This window comes from Streptomyces sp. NPDC058221, assembly GCF_042882365.1.
In the GTDB taxonomy this organism is placed as follows: domain Bacteria; phylum Actinomycetota; class Actinomycetes; order Streptomycetales; family Streptomycetaceae; genus Streptomyces.
Genome location: NZ_JBHVWF010000169.1, coordinates 1 through 15,735 on the forward strand (window position 1 = coordinate 1; position 15,735 = coordinate 15,735).

A 15,735-nucleotide genomic window follows, 5' to 3' on the forward strand; every position below is an offset into this window, starting at 1 on the left:
GGGTACGGCGGCGCCCCCGCGTACCCGGCCGCCGACGCGCGGCAGCTCGTACGGTCAGACCCCGGACAGTTCCTGCAGGTACCTCCCGTAGCCGGACGCCGACGAGGCGGCGAGGGCCTTTCCGAGCACCGCCAGCTGGCCGGCATCGATGAAGCCCATCCGGAAGGCGACTTCCTCCACGCAGGCCAGGCGGATGCTCTGCCTCTTGGCGAGGATCTGGACGAACAGGCCCGCGTCCATCAGGCTGTCGTGCGTGCCCGTGTCGAACCAGGCGCTGCCTCGGCCAAGGTCGATCAAACGGGCCCTGCCCTGGTCGACAAAGATCCGGTTCAGATCGGTGATCTCCAGTTCGCCGCGCGCCGACGGCTCCAGGCCGGCCGCCAGGTCCGCCGCCTCGTTGTCGTAGAGGTAGAGGCCGGTGACGGCGAGATTGGATCGGGGACGGGCCGGCTTCTCCTCCAGCGAGGTGATCCGTCCCGCCCCGTCCACGGTGGCGACGCCGTAGCGCTCGGGGTCCGAGACCGGGTATCCGAACAGGGTGCACCCGTCGAGTCGGGCCCGCTCCCGGCGAAGAATCTCTGTAAGTGCGTGGCCGTAGAAGATGTTGTCGCCCAGGATCAGGGCGACCTGCTCGTCACCGATGAACTCCCGCGCCACTCTGAACGCGTCGGCGAGCCCACGCGGCTGATCCTGGGCTGCGTACGTGACATCGATTCCCAACTGTCCGCCGTCGCCCAGGAGAAGCCGGTAGCTCTCCAGATGCTCGGGATTGCTGATGATCAGGATCTCTCGGATCCCGGCCAGCATCAGGACGGACAGCGGGTAGTAGATCATCGGCTTGTCGTAGACCGGGAGTAGCTGCTTGGACGAGACGGTCGTGATCGGCCGCAGCCGGCTGCCCGTCCCCCCGGCCAGGATGATTCCGCGCATGTGCTGCTCCTCGCCACTGGCGTACGGGTGGGACCATGCTGGTGGGGCAAACGGCGGCTGCCGTCCGGTCACGACCTGGCCTCGGCGGCGGCCCCACGCAGCGGGCGCCACCACTGCGGGTTGTCGCGGTACCAGGCAACTGTCTGCTCAAGACCCGCCCGGAGCGGGACCTCGGGGGCGTAACCCAGAGCGCGCAGCCTGCTGTCGTCGAGGGAGTAGCGGCGGTCGTGACCGAGTCTGTCGGCGACCCTGCGTACCTGCTGGAGGCCTGCTCCGCAGGCCTCCAGCAGCAGCTCGGTCAATTGGTTGTTCGTCAGTTCCGTGCCACCGCCGATGTTGTAGACCTCGCCGGGAAGCCCCCTGTCCAGTACCAGCTGGATACCGCGGCAGTGGTCGTCCACGTGCAGCCAGTCCCGGATGTTGAGACCGTCCCCGTACAGCGGGACCGTCCCACCATCGAGAAGGTTGGTCACGAACAGCGGGATGACCTTCTCCGGGTACTGGTAGGGCCCGTAGTTGTTGCTGCACCGGGTGACGCTGACGTCGAGCCCGTGCGTGCGCGCGAACGCTCGGACCAGCAGGTCCCCACCGGCCTTGGCCGCGGCATAGGGGGAGTTGGGCCGCAGCGGGCTGTCCTCGGTCCACGACCCCTCGTCGATCGAGCCGTAGACCTCGTCCGTTGAGACATGAACCACGCGCGGGACGTGCGCCGCCCGCACCGCCTCCAACAGGGCATACGTCCCCATGACGTTGGTACGCACGAAGTCGGTCGATCCATCGATCGAGCGGTCGACGTGTGTCTCCGCTGCGAAGTTGACCACCGCGTCATGGCCAGGCAGCACCTCGGCGAGCAACACGGCGTCGCAGATGTCACCCCGGACGAACGTCAGGCCGGGGTGCGACCGCACAGGCGCAAGGTTGTCCGGGTTGCCGGCATACGTCAGCTTGTCGAGCACCGTGACTTGAACATCGCGCATGGAGGGATAGTCGGCGGACAGTAGTTTTCTCACATAGTTGGAGCCGATGAATCCGGCAGCGCCGGTAGCGAGAATGCGCATGAAAGTACCTCTCTCAGGTCCTGGCAGGTCCGGGATGGCTGGCCGCCGTCGGGCGTGTTCCCACTGGTCATACGAGGCGGCCTCCTGCCGTGCCCCTGCCCCGGCCAAGCGGGGCGTTCCGCGCCGTGCCGTCACAGAGGGAAGTGATGCGGCACTGAAGTTCCCCCTGATCCCGGCCGGAAGGCGCCCCCACCGACCGGGGCCGGTGGGCGCCCTCCAGGCCTCGTATCGGACCGCATAATCGCCGTCGGCACCGTCGGTCAATCCCTCGCGCCGACGTCACGTGTCGACCGGCGCGGTGCAGCGATCACCAGATGGTGTGCAGGCCGGCCAGCAGGCTGCGGGTCTGGATGTTCAGGTAATTGCTGTGCGGCAGCAGCCGCGTCACCTGATCAACTGTCATCCATCTGCAGTCCGGCTCCTCTTCGAGCTCGAACTCCTCCCCGACCTCGATGATCTGGTAGCGGTTCTCGGCGTGGTAGAAGCGGCCGCCCTCCTCGGACTGCACAACGTCGTACCTCAGCTGCCCCGGTTCGGCTGTCAGCGCTCGGTCGAGGTAGGGAGGGCGCTGCTCCGCCGGAAGGTCACGGAAGTTGCCCGGCAGGCACTGCACCGTCGGGCCGAGCTCCGCGACATTGAGCACTCCAGCCTCCAGCCGGGCCCGGATCAGTAGGTGCAGTACTCCGTCGATCTGCCGGACGATCATGGCGACCAGGCCGCGGCCGACGGGAGCCAGAAGTGGCTGGGTCCAGGCCATGACCTCCCGGTTGGGGGCCCGTACATCGGCCGCGATGATGGTGAAGTACTTCCCCGTCTCGTGGCCGATCTCGTCGGCCGACACATGCCAGTGTTCGACCTCCTGAAGCGGCACGCTGCGCTGGACCAGCGCGTGCCGGGTCTTGAGGTCGGTCAGCCAGCTCAGGATCTCGCCCGTACTGTGCAAGGACCCCTGGTCGGCTGACATCGACCGCACCAGGCCCTCCCGAAACTGGCCGGCCGAACCCCACCGGGCAGGACCGTTGGGTGCGTCGAACGGGATACAGGACAGTACGGTCCGGGCATCCATGTTGACGATGTTGGGCTGGAACAGGAGCCGATGAATCTGCCCGACAGTCAGCCAGACGAAGTCCTCGTGCGGCGGAACCTCCTCGGTGACCTCCACGATCATGTTCCGGTTGCGCTTGCGCAGGAACCAGGAGGCCTGCTCGGACTGGAGCGAGTCGACGACTACCCGCCCTCGTCCCGGGTCCCTGAAGTACTCGATGAAGGTGATCCCGCGTCCGCCGTGCACTCCGGTGAAATTGCTGCGAGTGGCCTGCACCGTCGGTGAGAGCTGGATGGTGTTGAGATTCCCGGGTTCCATCTTCGCCTGCATCAGGCAGTGCAGAACACCGTCGAACTCCTTGACCACGATTCCAAGGATGCCGATCTCGGGCTGATTGATGATTGGCTGCGCCCACGAGGGGCAATGACCCCAGTTCGTCTCGACACGGAGACCCTCGACGGTGAAGAACCGACCGCTGGTGTGGCCCAGGTTTCCGGTCTCCGAGTTGAACTGCCAGTCATGCAGGTCCTTGAACGGTATGCGGTTGACGTCGAACCGGTTGCGAACCCGCTGGTCGGCGAACCAGCGGTCGAAGTCGTCGTTCGAGGTCACCGTGGAATCGAGAAGAGACGCCGACCTCGTGAAACGGCGGCCGCTGTCCACGGACTCCCTGGTGGAGCGCTCTGTTCGCAGTGTCTTGGTGGGGCTCATACCTGGGCTCCTCATGTAAAGGACTCAGATCGAAAGGCCGCCATCGATCTGGAGCACCGCGCCGGTGACGTATTCCGCCGTCACCAGGTACGCGACCGCGTCCGCCACCTCATCGGGCTGACCCATCCGACCCAGCGAGATGCCGGCCACGGCTTTGCTTCGCAATCCGTCGGTAATTCCGGCAACCATATCGGTCTCGATGTATCCGGGCGCCACCGCGTTGACGCGGACAGCATACCGGCCGACCTCTTTCGAAAGGGCCTTCGTGAATCCAATGATTCCGGCCTTCGAGGCGGAATAGTTCGTCTGGGTCGAATTCCCGTGCACACCCGCCACCGAAGATATATTGACAATGCATCCGGATTTGCGCTTCAGCATCCCGAAAACCGCGGCCCGGCAGACGTTGTATGTGCCGTTGAGATTGACATCTATGACATCCTGCCAATCCTTGTCCTGCATCATCACCAGCGGCCCGTCGCGCACGATTCCTGCGGAGGTGACCACCACGTCGACAGGCCCGAATGAGTTCTCGACGTCGAGCACCCATTCTCGCACCTGCGCCGCGTCTGCTACATTCACCCGACGGTGCGACACGCGCCCGCCGAGTTCCGTCACGGCTTTCTCCAGGCCGGCGACCGCCTCCGATTCATGCTGATAGCAGAACGCTACATCGAATCCGTCGCGAACCAACCGCAGCACCACGGCTCGGCCAATTCCGCGCGAGCCGCCCGTCACCAGGGCGATACGCCGGACACTGTGGCTCACTATGCAACTCCCCGTTGTCGTCGATCCAGCCGAGACTCAGCTCACCGGACATTACGCAACAGCCTCTTCGGAGTTAACGCAGAGCACAAGCAGCGGTCCTCTAATTTTTCGCTAGATCATGACGAGCAGCCACCCTCGATCTGCCATCCACCTGCGCTCGGCGATCGTCGCAGTTCACCCGTATCGCCCCCAATGCCCGGCTATTCGGAGTTAGCGTTTGCGCGCTACAACCTAGTAAAAACATAGAATTCTGCGACTTGAACTTCACTGGAGTCCCGAAGAAGCTGTTGGATGACATCCGGTGAAGTGGTCGTGAACGAGATGAGGAACGCCGCAGCAGTCAGGCACGGCGGCTGCGTATGCCCGGTAGCCGGCGGATCGGCCGCCCCATGCCAGGCGAGTAGAGGCAGTGCGTGCTCAGCTTGAACGCTGTTTGCCCAGCGCCGGTCACGCCAGGACGCCACTCGGATAAACGGAGGGTGAGTTTGTGACTCAGGTAATCGTGGTCGGTGGCGGTCCGGCTGGTTCCACCGCCGCCGCACTGCTCGCACGAGCAGGGATATCAGTCACCCTGCTGGAGCGGGCCACATTCCCGCGATATCATATCGGGGAATCCTTCTCGACCTCCTGCCGCGTGATTCTCGACTATGTCGGGGCACTCGAAAAGATCGACGCCCGAGGCTACACATCGAAAACGGGCCTGCTGGTGCGATGGGGCGAGGAGAAGGACTGGGCCATCGACTGGACCCAACAGTTCGGCCCTGACATCCGGTCCTGGCAGGTGGACCGCGACGATTTCGACACCGTGCTGCTGGAGCACGCGGGTGAGAGCGGCGCCCAGGTCGTGCAAGGGGCGCATGTCCACCGGGTCATCTTCGAGGGCGACCGCGCCACTGGTGTGGAATGGACAGCGCCCGGCGAAAAGGCCAAACAAATCTCGCGGGCCGACTACGTCCTCGATGCCTCGGGCCGGGCAGGTCTCATCAGTGCCCAGCACTTCAATGACCGGCGACCCCAAGAGATCTTCCGCAATGTGGCGATCTGGGGGTATTGGAAGGGTGGTGAACTGCTGCCCGGCAGCCCCTCCGGCGGGATCAACGTCATCTCCTCCCCCGAGGGCTGGTACTGGGTCATCCCGCTGCGGGACAACCGCTTCAGTGTCGGATTCGTCGCCCACAAGTCGGTTTTCGTCGAGCGCCGCAAGGAGTTCGGCTCGCTCGACGAGATGCTCCTGAAGGTGGTGGACGAGTCGCCCGCCGTACGAGATGTACTGGCCAAGGGCACCTTCCAGCCCGGAGCCCGGGTGGAGCAGGACTTTTCGTATGCTGCCGACAGCTTTTGTGGCTCCGGCCACTTCCTGCTGGGAGACGCGGCGTGCTTCCTTGATCCGCTGCTTTCCACCGGCGTTCACCTCGGCATGTACAGCGGGTTGCTCGCAGCGGCCTCGGTCGTGGCAATCGCCGACGGCGACGTCAGCGAGCGCGAGGCGCTGGCCTTCTACGAGTCGTTGTTCCGCAACGCTTACCAGCGACTCTTCACTCTGGTCGCCGGGTTTTACCAGAAGCACGCCGGCAAGGACCGCTACTTCGCGCTCGCCGAGACCCTGGCCCGCCAGGAGCCGGAGCACTGGCACTCCTCGGCGCAGTCGTTCGGGGAGATCACCGCAGGCCTGACCGACATGCGTGAGGCGGCGGACACAGCGGGGCGGGGCGGGCGCCCGATCCAGGAGATCATCGAGAAGGCGACAACCGGGGATCCCTCACCTGTACAGCAGTTGCTCATCGCCGCGGCGGTGGCGCAGGCACGGGCGCAGGGTGAAACCGCGCCCGGCGAGCGTCTCACCGCGGCACCGGGGGTCATCGACGCCAATGACCTCTATGACACCGTGAGCGGACTGCATCTGGTCATGCAGCCACGGCTGGGTCTGCGGTCCGCCGCTTCTTAGCATCAGGTCGAGACGCGGCGTCGGTACTCCCGTGGTCGTTCGCCCTGTGTACCCCTGACGGTGTGCCGGGCGTGCGACGCGGTGATCGACCGATCGGCGCCGGTGGCCTGCTGGCGCTCCGCCCCGGTACGCAAACCTGTTTCTCGACAGACCAGCTGCTCTCCGCGCCCGCTTGCCCGGGCACGGAGGGCAGCGCAGGGCGGAGCGGTTACGGGTCGGCCTGCCCCCTCTCTCGGCGCCCTGCTCGTTCGACGGCACTCGGATGCGCTGCATCAGCGGCAGCGGTCGCGGTCGCGGCCGTCACAAAGTCGAAGCGGCGACCGCTTGCCACGGCCTCCAGGGCAGGGGTCCCCGAGATGGCGAGGTCCGCGGTGTGCCCGGACCGCGGTGTGCCCGGACCGCCAACACGACCATGACAGTGAGCCCAAGCCGGATTATCGGAGCGAGGGATACGGGGTATGACCAGCCATCAGGTGCAGTTGCTGTTCGTCGACATCGCGCTGATCCTCTTCTTGTCCCACGGACTCGGCCGGCTGGCGGGCCGGATCCGGCAGCCGCCCGTGGTGGGCGAGATCCTCGCGGGCGTGCTGCTCGGACCCACCCTGCTGCACGGGGCGGTGTCGGACGCGCTGTTCCCGGCCGGCATCCGCCCGCTGCTCACCGGGATGGCCAACGTCGGCGTCGCCCTGTTCATGTTCGGGGTCGGACTTGAACTGGAGAGCGGCAAGCTGCGGGGCCGGGGCCGGGTCGCCGCCGCAACGGTGCTCGGCTCCACTCTCGTTCCCTTCGCACTCGGCATCCCGCTGGCGTTCTACCTGCTGCACGGCCACAGCAGCTCCAACCACGCGGCGTTCGTCGTCTTCATCGGGCTGTCCGTCTCGGTGACGGCCTTCCCGGTGCTCGCCCGGATCCTCGCCGACCGCCGTCTGGGCAACACCGCTGTCGGCGGTCTCGCGCTGGCCGTAGCCGCCGCGGTCGACGTGGTCGCGTGGACGGCTCTGGCCGGCGTGCAGGCGGCGGTCGGCGGCGGCTCGGAGCACTGGCTGGTGGCGCTCACCGTGCCCTTCCTCGCAGTGATGCTGCTGGTGGTGCGTCCGCTGCTGCGCACTCTGCTGGCCCCGGGCGGACGGGCCGTTCCTCTCGGCCCGCAGAAGTTCGCCGTGGTGCTGATCGGTGCGCTGCTGTCCGCGGCGGCCACCGAGGCGATGGGGATGCACTTCATTTTCGGCGCATTCCTGTTCGGCGTGGTGATGCCCCGGACCGGTGCGGACGCCGTCCGCACCGAGATCCACGGCCGGACGGGCCAGGTCACCTCGCTGCTGCTGCCGGTGTACTTCGTGGTGGCCGGCCTCAACGTCGACTTGGGCGGGCTCGGCCCCGGAGAGTTCGCACAGCTGGGGGTGATCCTCCTGGTCGCGCTCGTCGGCAAGTTGGGCGGCACCTACCTCGGCTCCCGTAGCCAGGGCCTGCCGCCCCGGCCGGCCTCGGCGCTCGCTGTCCTGATGAACACCCGCGGACTGACCGAGCTGGTGATCCTCGGTGTCGGACTCCAAATCGGGCTGCTGGACGGCTCGCTCTACTCGCTGATGGTCGTGATGGCCGTGGTGACGACGGCGATGACCGGGCCGCTGTTGTCTCGCGTCTACGCCAAGCCGGTCGACCTCCCGCAGCCGGCCCGAGAGCGGGAGCTGAAACCCGTGGCCACAAACTCCTCGCGGTAGTTTGCCGACGGCGGACCGTGGCGGCAGTGCGCCGGAGGAGGGAGTCAGAACTCTCGGCGTGGATTCCGCGAGTATCAGGCCGGGCTCCTGCTTCCAGAGATCGTCAGGATCGGCCCGGGACCCGGCGGCGTGTCGGCTCCCCCAGTCCCGCCTCCGGCCACGGACCGGTGTCAGCTCCCTCGTAGCCACGGCGTTCTTGCCGTTTCAGCCCCTGCCGGCTGAGGGCTGTCCCGTAATCCCTGGTGGATCAGCGCGCCCGCCAGGGGTTACGGGACAGCCCACAGCTCGCCTCACCTGATCCGGAACTCATGAGGCCCCGAGCACGCACCGGCCCGGATGGACCTCACAGAAAGAGCGGCCGCACGAGAACCGGCCCCACCGACACCGCTGCCCTCGGATGCTCCCAGGGTCGTGCAGGATCCTCGTCCCTCTGTGGCCACGCCTCCGCACCCTCGCTGCGCACGTGCCCCCTCCTTGGCCACCCTTCGCTCACGCAGCCTCTCGGCAACCTTCGGGGGAGGTCTGCCACCAGGTCCCAAAAAAAGCAAAAGCCCCAGGTCACGGCGAGTGAGTCCTGAGGCTTCCACAGAGCCGCCTTCGGGATTCGAACCCGAGACCTACGCATTACGAGTGCGTTGCTCTGGCCAACTGAGCTAAGGCGGCGCGCCCTGTCGCACCATGATGCGATCAGCAGCGACGCCAAGTCTACACAGTTTCCGAGGGTGCTCCGCACCAGCCCGCTGCAGCGGCTTATCCGCAGGTCAGATGCCGGATGGGGAGGCTCAGGAGCACTTCTTGCCGTCGCTCGGAGGAGTGCCCTCCAGGAGGTACGTGTTGATCGCCGTGTCGATGCAGTCGCTGCCGCGGCCGTAGGCCGTGTGTCCGTCGCCCTGGTAGGTGAGGAGGTTCCCGGAGGAGAGCTGGCCCGCCAGTGACTCGGCCCACTTGTACGGGGTGGCCGGGTCCCGGGTGGTGCCGACGACCACGATCGGGGCCGCGCCCTCGGCCTTGATGCGGTGCGGGGTGCCGGTGGCGCGTACCGGCCAGTAGGCGCAGTTCAAGGAGGCCCAGGCGAAGCCCTTGCCGAAGACCGGGGAGGCCTTCTCGAAGCCGGGGAGTGCCTTGGTGACCGCCTTGGAGGTGGTGAAGGCGGGCGGAAGGTCGATGCAGTTCACGGCTGCGTTGGCGTACATCAGATTCGCGTACGTGCCGTTGGGCTCGCGCTCGTAGTAGCTGTCCGCCAGCGAGAGCAGGCCTGAACCGTCGCCCGATTCGGCGGCGGACAGCGCCTCGCGGAGCTGCGGCCAGGCCGTCTCGTCGTACATCGCGGCGATGACACCCGTGGTGGCGAGGGACTCACCGAGCTTGCGGGACTCCCCCGTGGCGATCGGTTTGGCATCGAGGCCGGCGAAGAGCTGGTTCAGCTTTTTCGCGGCGTCGGAGGCCGACGTGGTGCCGAGCGGGCAGTCCGACTTCTTCACGCAGTCCCCGGCGAAGGACTGGAACGCGGTCTCGAACCCCGCCGTCTGGTCGCGGTTCATCTCGACCGACGGGAGCGAGGGGTCCATCGCACCGTCGAGGACGAGCCGGCCGGACCGCGCGGGGAAGAGCTCGGCATACGTCGCGCCGAGGAAGGTGCCGTACGAGGCCCCGACGTAGTTCAGCCGCTCGTCACCGAGCAGGGCCCGCAGGATGTCCATGTCCCGCGCCGTCTCCACGGTGGACACATGCGGCAGGATCTCCCCGGAGCGCTGCTTGCAGCCTGTGGCGAACTTCTTGAACGCCCCGCTCAGCGCGGTGACCTCACCGGCGTCGTCCGGCGTCTGGTCGACCTGCGTGTAGGCGTCCATCTGTGAACCGGTGAGGCATTCGACGGGCTCGCTGCGCGCCACCCCGCGCGGGTCGATGGCGACCATGTCGTAGCGGGCCCGCACCTGGGCGGGGTAGCCGATCGCCGCGTAGCCCTGGAGGTAGCCGATGGCCGACCCGCCGGGACCGCCCGGGTTCACCAGCAGGGAGCCGATCCGCTTGCCGGGCCCGGTGGCCTTCTTGCGGGAGACCGCCAGCTTGATCGCGTCGCCGTTCGGCTTCGCGTAGTCGAGCGGCGCCTTCATCGTGCTGCACTGGAATCCCGTGACACCGCAGTCGCGCCATGTGAGGTCCTGCTCGTAGAACGTCTTCAGCGCGGCGGGGACGGCAGAGGCGGAGGCCGCCGGCGTGGACGACGAGGCGCTGTTCGTCGAACTTCCACTGCTGCAGCCGGAGATGAGGAGGCCGGCAGTGCCGAGCGCGATGGCGAAGGTGCGGAACGGGCGCCTGGTGTCCATGTCGGGAGCGTAGCCGCCGGGTGACGACTCGCCCGATTCCCTGCTCATTCGGGTGATTCGGCGGCGTCCGGTGCCACTCGGCGGCGCCCGGGCGGCACTCGGCCGATCGCACTCGGCACCCGGCGGACCGTACTCGGCACCCGGCCGATCGCACTCGGCACCCGGCGGACCGAGGCGTCAGCCGTCACGCAGCGCCATCGTCATCGCCTCCACCGCGAGCAGCGGGGCCACATTGCGGTCCAGCGCCCGGCGGCAGGCGGTCACGGCCTCGATCCGGCGCAGGGTCCGCTCGGGGGTGGACGCGCGGACGACACGGTCCAGGGAGTCCTGGGCGTCGGCATTGGCGATGGCGATCCGCGAGCCCAGCTGAAGGGCGAGCACATCGCGGTAGAAGCCGGTCAGTTCGGTGAGCGCCAGGTCCAGGCTGTCGCGCTGCGTACGGGTCTTGCGGCGCTTCTGCTTGTCCTCCAGATCCTTCATCACCCCGGCCGTGCCCCGGGGCATCCGGCCACCGGCGGACGCGCCGAGGGCGGCCTTCATGTCTTCCGTCTCCTTGACGTCCACATCCTCGGAGGCCTGTTTCGCGTCGTCGGTGGCGGTGTCGATCAGTTCCTGTGCGGCCTTCAGACAGCCGCCGATGTCGTCGATGCGCAACGGCAGTTTGAGGACGGCCGCGCGACGGGAACGCGCCCGCTCGTCCGTGGCGAGGCGGCGGGCCCTGCCGATGTGTCCCTGGGTGGCACGGGCGGCGGACATGGCGCGGTCCGGATCGATGCCGTCGCGCCGGATCAGCACGTCGGCGACTGCGTCGACCGGCGGGGTGCGCAGCGTGAGGTGACGGCAGCGCGAACGGATCGTGGGCAGCACGTCTTCGAGGGAGGGTGCGCAGAGCAGCCACACCGTACGCGGCGCGGGCTCCTCGATCGCCTTCAGCAGGACGTTGCCCGCGCCTTCGGTGAGGCGGTCCGCGTCCTCCATGACGATGACCTGCCAGCGTCCGACGGCCGGGGAGAGCTGGGCGCGGCGAACCAGCTCGCGGGTCTCCTTCACACCGATGGAGAGCAGGTCGGTGCGGATCACGTCGACATCGGCGTGCGTACCGATGAGGCTGGTGTGACAGCCGTCGCAGAAACCGCAGCCCGGCGCCCCGCCCAGGGCACGGTCCGGGCTGGTGCACTGCAGGGCGGCGGCGAAGGCCCGGGCGGCGGTGGACCGCCCGGAGCCCGGCGGGCCGGTGAACAGCCAGGCGTGCGTCATCTTCGAACCGGGCGGCACCGGCTCTCCCGCCGAGATGGCGGAGACCAGCACGTCGGCGTCCCGGGCGGCGGCACCGAGCTGCTCCTGCACCCGGTCCTGGCCGACCAGGTCGTCCCATACGGACATGGGTCTCCGCCCTTCCGGTGGTGTACGGCCGCACTGCCCTCCGTGGAGCGGCGCCGCCCTGTGTGGCTCCCGGCTTCCCATTGTGGGGGACGGGTCTGACAATCCCGGCAGACCGGTTGGCCGGCCTGCCCGAGGCGCGTCCGGGGCTTTCCCGGCGAGCCACGGAGCGTCCCCGGGTTCTCCCCGTAGTCCGGAGCATCATCCCGGGCACAACGCTCCCCGCGGCTACCCGCACGCAGGGAGGGAGAGAGACAGGGGGGAGGGAGCCCCGGACTCCCCGGAACTCCCTCCCCGCGTACCGGAGTGCCGGGTCAGCGACGCGGGCGGCGTCCCCGTCCCGAGGATGCCGGGCCCTCGTCGTCGTGGTCGCCCAGCAGTTCGTCCGCCAGCGTCGGCAGATCGTCCAGCGGGGTCTCCTCCGCCCAGTCGGGGCGGGGCCGCCGGGAGGACCGGCCGGCGCGCTCCTGCTCCTCCGGGGCCGGCTGCTGGGGCGCGTGCGGGTCGGTGACCTGCGGGAGCTCGCGGGTGCGCTCGTTCTCGCCCTCGGGCGCTGATCCGGCCGGGCGCTCGTCCCGGAAGATGCCCCGTGGTACCCGGTCAGCCGGATCGGCGTCCCGCGCGGATCCGCGGCCCACGTCCCGTACCGGCGGAAGCACCGCCGTCTCGTCCATCGCACCTGTCGCGTCACGCCCGCCGGGGCCCTCGGAGGGGCGGCCGGACGGGTCGTCGACCTTCGGGATCATCGTCGTCTCGGCCTCGTCGGAGGGCCAGGGAGCGGACGAGGAACCGGACCTGGAACGGGAGGAACCCGACGACGGATTCGTCCCCTGACCCGACGAGGGGTCCACCGGGGAAGGAACCGGCTGGGTGATCTCGTTCGGGTTGACGATGGGGGTCGGCACCGTCAGCTCGTTGTCGGGAACGGAGGCCCCGGACGAGCCGGACGACGAAGACGAGCCGGACGACGAAGCCCGGGAGGCACGCGCGGCCGCCTCGGCCTCCGCTGCGGCCTCAGCCGCTTCCGCCTCTGCGGCAGCTGCCTCCGCCCGCGCGGCCTCGGCCGCGGCAGCCGACTCGGCTTCCGCCTGACGGCGCGCCGCCTCTGCCCTCAGCAGGGCCTCCTCGGCCTTGCGCTGCTTCTCCAGGCGCTTCGCCTCGGCCTCCTGACGCAGCCGCGCCTCTTCCTCTGCCTGGCGGCGCAGCCGCGCCTGCTCGGCCTCACGGACCGCTTCCTCGGCCGCCTGCCTGGCCCGCTCCTCCTCCGCGAGCCGGCGGGCCTCCTCGGCGCGCTGCCGGGCCTCCTCCGCCTGGCGTTCGGCCTCGCGTCGGCGCGCTTCCTCCAGTTCCTGGCGCTTGCGCTCCTCCTCCTCGGCACGGAGCCTGGCGAGCTGTTCCTGCCGCTCGCGCTCCAGACGCTCCTCCTCCGCCTTGCGCGCCGCCTCTTCCTCGGCGAGGCGCCTGGCCTCCTCCTCTGCGGCCTTGCGTGCCTCTTCCAGGGCCTTGATCTCGGCCTCGGAGAGCGGAAGGAGCTGGTCGAGCCGGTGGCGTACGACCGTGGTGATCGACTCCGGGTCCTGCCCGGCGTCCACCACCAGATAGCGCGTCGAGTCGGCCGCGGCCAGCGTCAGGAAGCCGGATCGCACCCGGGCGTGGAACTCGGGCGGCTCCGACTCCAGCCGGTCCGGCGCCTCGGTGAACCGCTCCCGGGCGGTCTCCGGGTCGACGTCCAGAAGCACCGTCAGATGCGGTACGAGGCCGCTCGTCGCCCACCGCGAGATCCGGGCGATCTCGGTCGGTGCGAGATCACGGCCCGCGCCCTGGTAGGCCACGGACGAGTCGATGTAGCGGTCGGAGATGACGATCGCACCACGCTCCAGCGCCGGACGCACGACCGAGTCGACGTGCTCGGCACGGTCGGCGGCGTACAGCAGCGCCTCGGCGCGGTTGGAGAGCCCGGCCGACGACACGTCGAGCAGGATCGAGCGCAGCCGCTTGCCGACCGGGGTCGCGCCCGGTTCACGGGTGACCACGACCTCGTGGCCCTTGGCGCGGATCCACTCGGCCAGCGCCTCGACCTGGGTGGACTTACCGGCCCCGTCGCCGCCCTCCAGGGCGAGGAAGAAACCGGTCGCGGCGGGCGCGACCACAGGGTCGCCACCACGCAGCGCCTCACGCAGATCGCGGCGCAGCGGCACTCCGGAACGGTCGTCCGTCTTCGCGAGCACGATCGCAGCGACCGGCAGCAGCAGTGCGCCGATCAGCATCAGCGTGAAGGCCGCACCGCCGTGTGCGAAGACGAAGTCACCGGCTGTCAGACGGTGCGTGCCTATGGCGGCGGCCACCAGCGGGCCACCGACCGCGCCGAGCGCGATCAGGACCCGGACGACAGCCTGAAGGTGTTCGGTGGTCCGCGCCCGGCGGAACTCCTCGGTCTCCTGGTCGACGAGGACATGACCGGTGTTCGCGGCGACACCCGCCGCGTATCCGGCGAGTACGGCGATCAGCACGACGGTCGCCGTGTCCGGGACCAGGCCCATCGCCAGGAGCGCGACGCCGGTGACGGCGGTGGCCAGGGAGAGCAGCCGACGCCGCGACAGGGTCGGGAGCACCCTGCCGGCCGTACGGATGCCGACGCCCGTGCCGCCGGTCAGGGCGAGGATCAGCAGCGCGAGGGTGGCGGGCCCGCCGCCCAGGTCGGTGGCGTGCAGTACAGCGACGGCGGCCGCGGCCGCGATGGCTCCGGCGACCGCGGCCGCGGTCGCGACGATCAGCGGGATGGCACCGGTACGGCCCTTGTCCGGTCCGCTGCCCGTGGACGGCCGGCGCAGCCCCTCCAAGGGCGAGCGGGGACGGGGCGTCTGCGTACCGGGCAGTTCCAGGAAGTACAGGATGGAGATGGAGGCGGAGAACAGCCCGGCCGCTACGTACGAACCGAGCGCCGCCTGGTGGAACGAGAACCAGTCCAGGCCCGAGCCCAGCAGATTTCCGATCAGCGTGGCCACCAGCAGCACGGCCGCGGCGATGGGGACGGCGGCGAAGTCGGTACGCAGGGAGAGCCGGCGCAGTGCGTCGAGGTGGTCCGGCAGCGGGCGGACCGCGGCGCCCTCGATGGGCGGGGCGGGCAGCAGCGCCGGAGCGGCTCTCTCCTTGGCGACCCGCCACAGGCGTTCGCCGACGCCGGTGACGAAGACAGTGATCAGAATCATCATGAGCGCCCGGTCGGGCATCCAGTCGATCCACAGCGGCGCGACGACCAGCAGCGCGAGCCGCAGCCCGTCCGCCCCGATCATCAGCCACCGCCGGTCGAGCGGCCCGCCCGGCGCCGTCAGGGCCGTCAACGGCCCCAGGAGTACGGCTCCGAAGAGCAAGGTGGAAATAATTCGGGCCCCGAACACGGCGGCGACGGCGAAGGCCGCCCCGCGGTATCCGGATCCGAATGAGCCCTCAAGGACCGCCGCTTGCAGCGACAGCAGCACCAGCACGAGAAGGGCGAGTGCATCGCCAATACCGCCGACGAGCTGGGCGCTCCACAACCGCTTCAGCGGGGGAACACGCAACAGGGCTCGTACGGCGCGCTCGCGTGAGTCTGCGGCAAGTGTGTCGGAGGTGGGGCTCACGACCGTTGGCTGCTCGGCTCGCGTCATCCGCCCAGCCTATCGGGAGCGACCCCGCGCCCGGGGGCCGCGTCCGAACATACGACCACCACACCGGCCCTGTTGCCTCCCGCCCCAGCCCCAAACCCAGCCCAAACCCCGCCTGTGTCCCCACCCCAGCCCCCAAACCCAGCCCAAACCCCGCCTGTGTCCCCACCTCAGCCCCAAACCCAGCCCCTCCGGCGGTTGAGGAGCGG

The 15,735-nt window shown here is 68.9% G+C and carries 9 protein-coding genes and 1 tRNA gene; 2 read left to right on the forward strand and 8 right to left on the reverse strand.

Annotated features, from left to right (window positions below; translation table 11 throughout):
* Positions 1 to 54: 54 nt before the first annotated feature.
* The 4 genes from rfbA to fabG form a co-directional block, all read right to left on the reverse strand.
* Entirely contained in the window at positions 55 to 930 is an 876-nt protein-coding gene (gene rfbA / locus ACFVW8_RS33935; RefSeq protein WP_389696932.1) for a glucose-1-phosphate thymidylyltransferase RfbA, read from the reverse strand.
* Between the two features lie 68 nt (positions 931 to 998).
* On the reverse strand, positions 999 to 1,988 hold the full coding sequence (gene rfbB / locus ACFVW8_RS33940; RefSeq protein ID WP_389696934.1) for a dTDP-glucose 4,6-dehydratase: 990 nt from the start codon (positions 1,986 to 1,988) through the stop codon (positions 999 to 1,001).
* Positions 1,989 to 2,295: 307 nt separating this feature from the next.
* Positions 2,296 to 3,744 carry an NDP-hexose 2,3-dehydratase family protein gene (locus ACFVW8_RS33945; RefSeq protein ID WP_389696936.1) on the reverse strand — a complete coding sequence of 483 codons (1,449 nt, stop codon included), beginning with the start codon at positions 3,742 to 3,744 and terminating at the stop codon, positions 2,296 to 2,298.
* A 24-nt stretch (positions 3,745 to 3,768) separates the two neighbouring features.
* Positions 3,769 to 4,509, reverse strand: coding sequence for a 3-oxoacyl-ACP reductase FabG (gene fabG / locus ACFVW8_RS33950; RefSeq protein WP_389696938.1), 741 nt, complete (start codon positions 4,507 to 4,509; stop codon positions 3,769 to 3,771).
* A gap of 487 nt (positions 4,510 to 4,996) precedes the next feature.
* On the opposite strand from fabG, the gene ACFVW8_RS33955 reads away from it, so the two are divergent.
* Together ACFVW8_RS33955 and ACFVW8_RS33960 are read left to right on the forward strand one after the other, a co-directional pair.
* Positions 4,997 to 6,454 (forward strand): NAD(P)/FAD-dependent oxidoreductase, encoded by a 1,458-nt coding sequence (locus ACFVW8_RS33955; RefSeq protein ID WP_389696940.1) that lies wholly within the window; start codon positions 4,997 to 4,999, stop codon positions 6,452 to 6,454.
* Between the two features lie 458 nt (positions 6,455 to 6,912).
* The gene (locus ACFVW8_RS33960; protein ID WP_389696942.1) at positions 6,913 to 8,175 is read left to right on the forward strand and encodes a cation:proton antiporter; all 1,263 of its coding nucleotides are present in this window, start codon (positions 6,913 to 6,915) and stop codon (positions 8,173 to 8,175) included.
* A 589-nt stretch (positions 8,176 to 8,764) separates the two neighbouring features.
* On the opposite strand, the gene ACFVW8_RS33965 is transcribed toward ACFVW8_RS33960, so the two are convergent.
* The 4 genes from ACFVW8_RS33965 to tmk form a co-directional block, all read right to left on the reverse strand.
* A tRNA-Thr gene (locus ACFVW8_RS33965) sits at positions 8,765 to 8,838 on the reverse strand.
* A gap of 119 nt (positions 8,839 to 8,957) precedes the next feature.
* Positions 8,958 to 10,502, reverse strand: coding sequence for an alpha/beta hydrolase (locus ACFVW8_RS33970; protein ID WP_389696944.1), 1,545 nt, complete (start codon positions 10,500 to 10,502; stop codon positions 8,958 to 8,960).
* A 177-nt stretch (positions 10,503 to 10,679) separates the two neighbouring features.
* Positions 10,680 to 11,885, reverse strand: coding sequence for a DNA polymerase III subunit delta' (locus ACFVW8_RS33975; RefSeq protein WP_389696946.1), 1,206 nt, complete (start codon positions 11,883 to 11,885; stop codon positions 10,680 to 10,682).
* Between the two features lie 311 nt (positions 11,886 to 12,196).
* Positions 12,197 to 15,529 carry a dTMP kinase gene (gene tmk / locus ACFVW8_RS33980; RefSeq protein ID WP_389696948.1) on the reverse strand — a complete coding sequence of 1,111 codons (3,333 nt, stop codon included), beginning with the start codon at positions 15,527 to 15,529 and terminating at the stop codon, positions 12,197 to 12,199.
* Between the last annotated feature and the right edge of the window lie 206 nt (positions 15,530 to 15,735).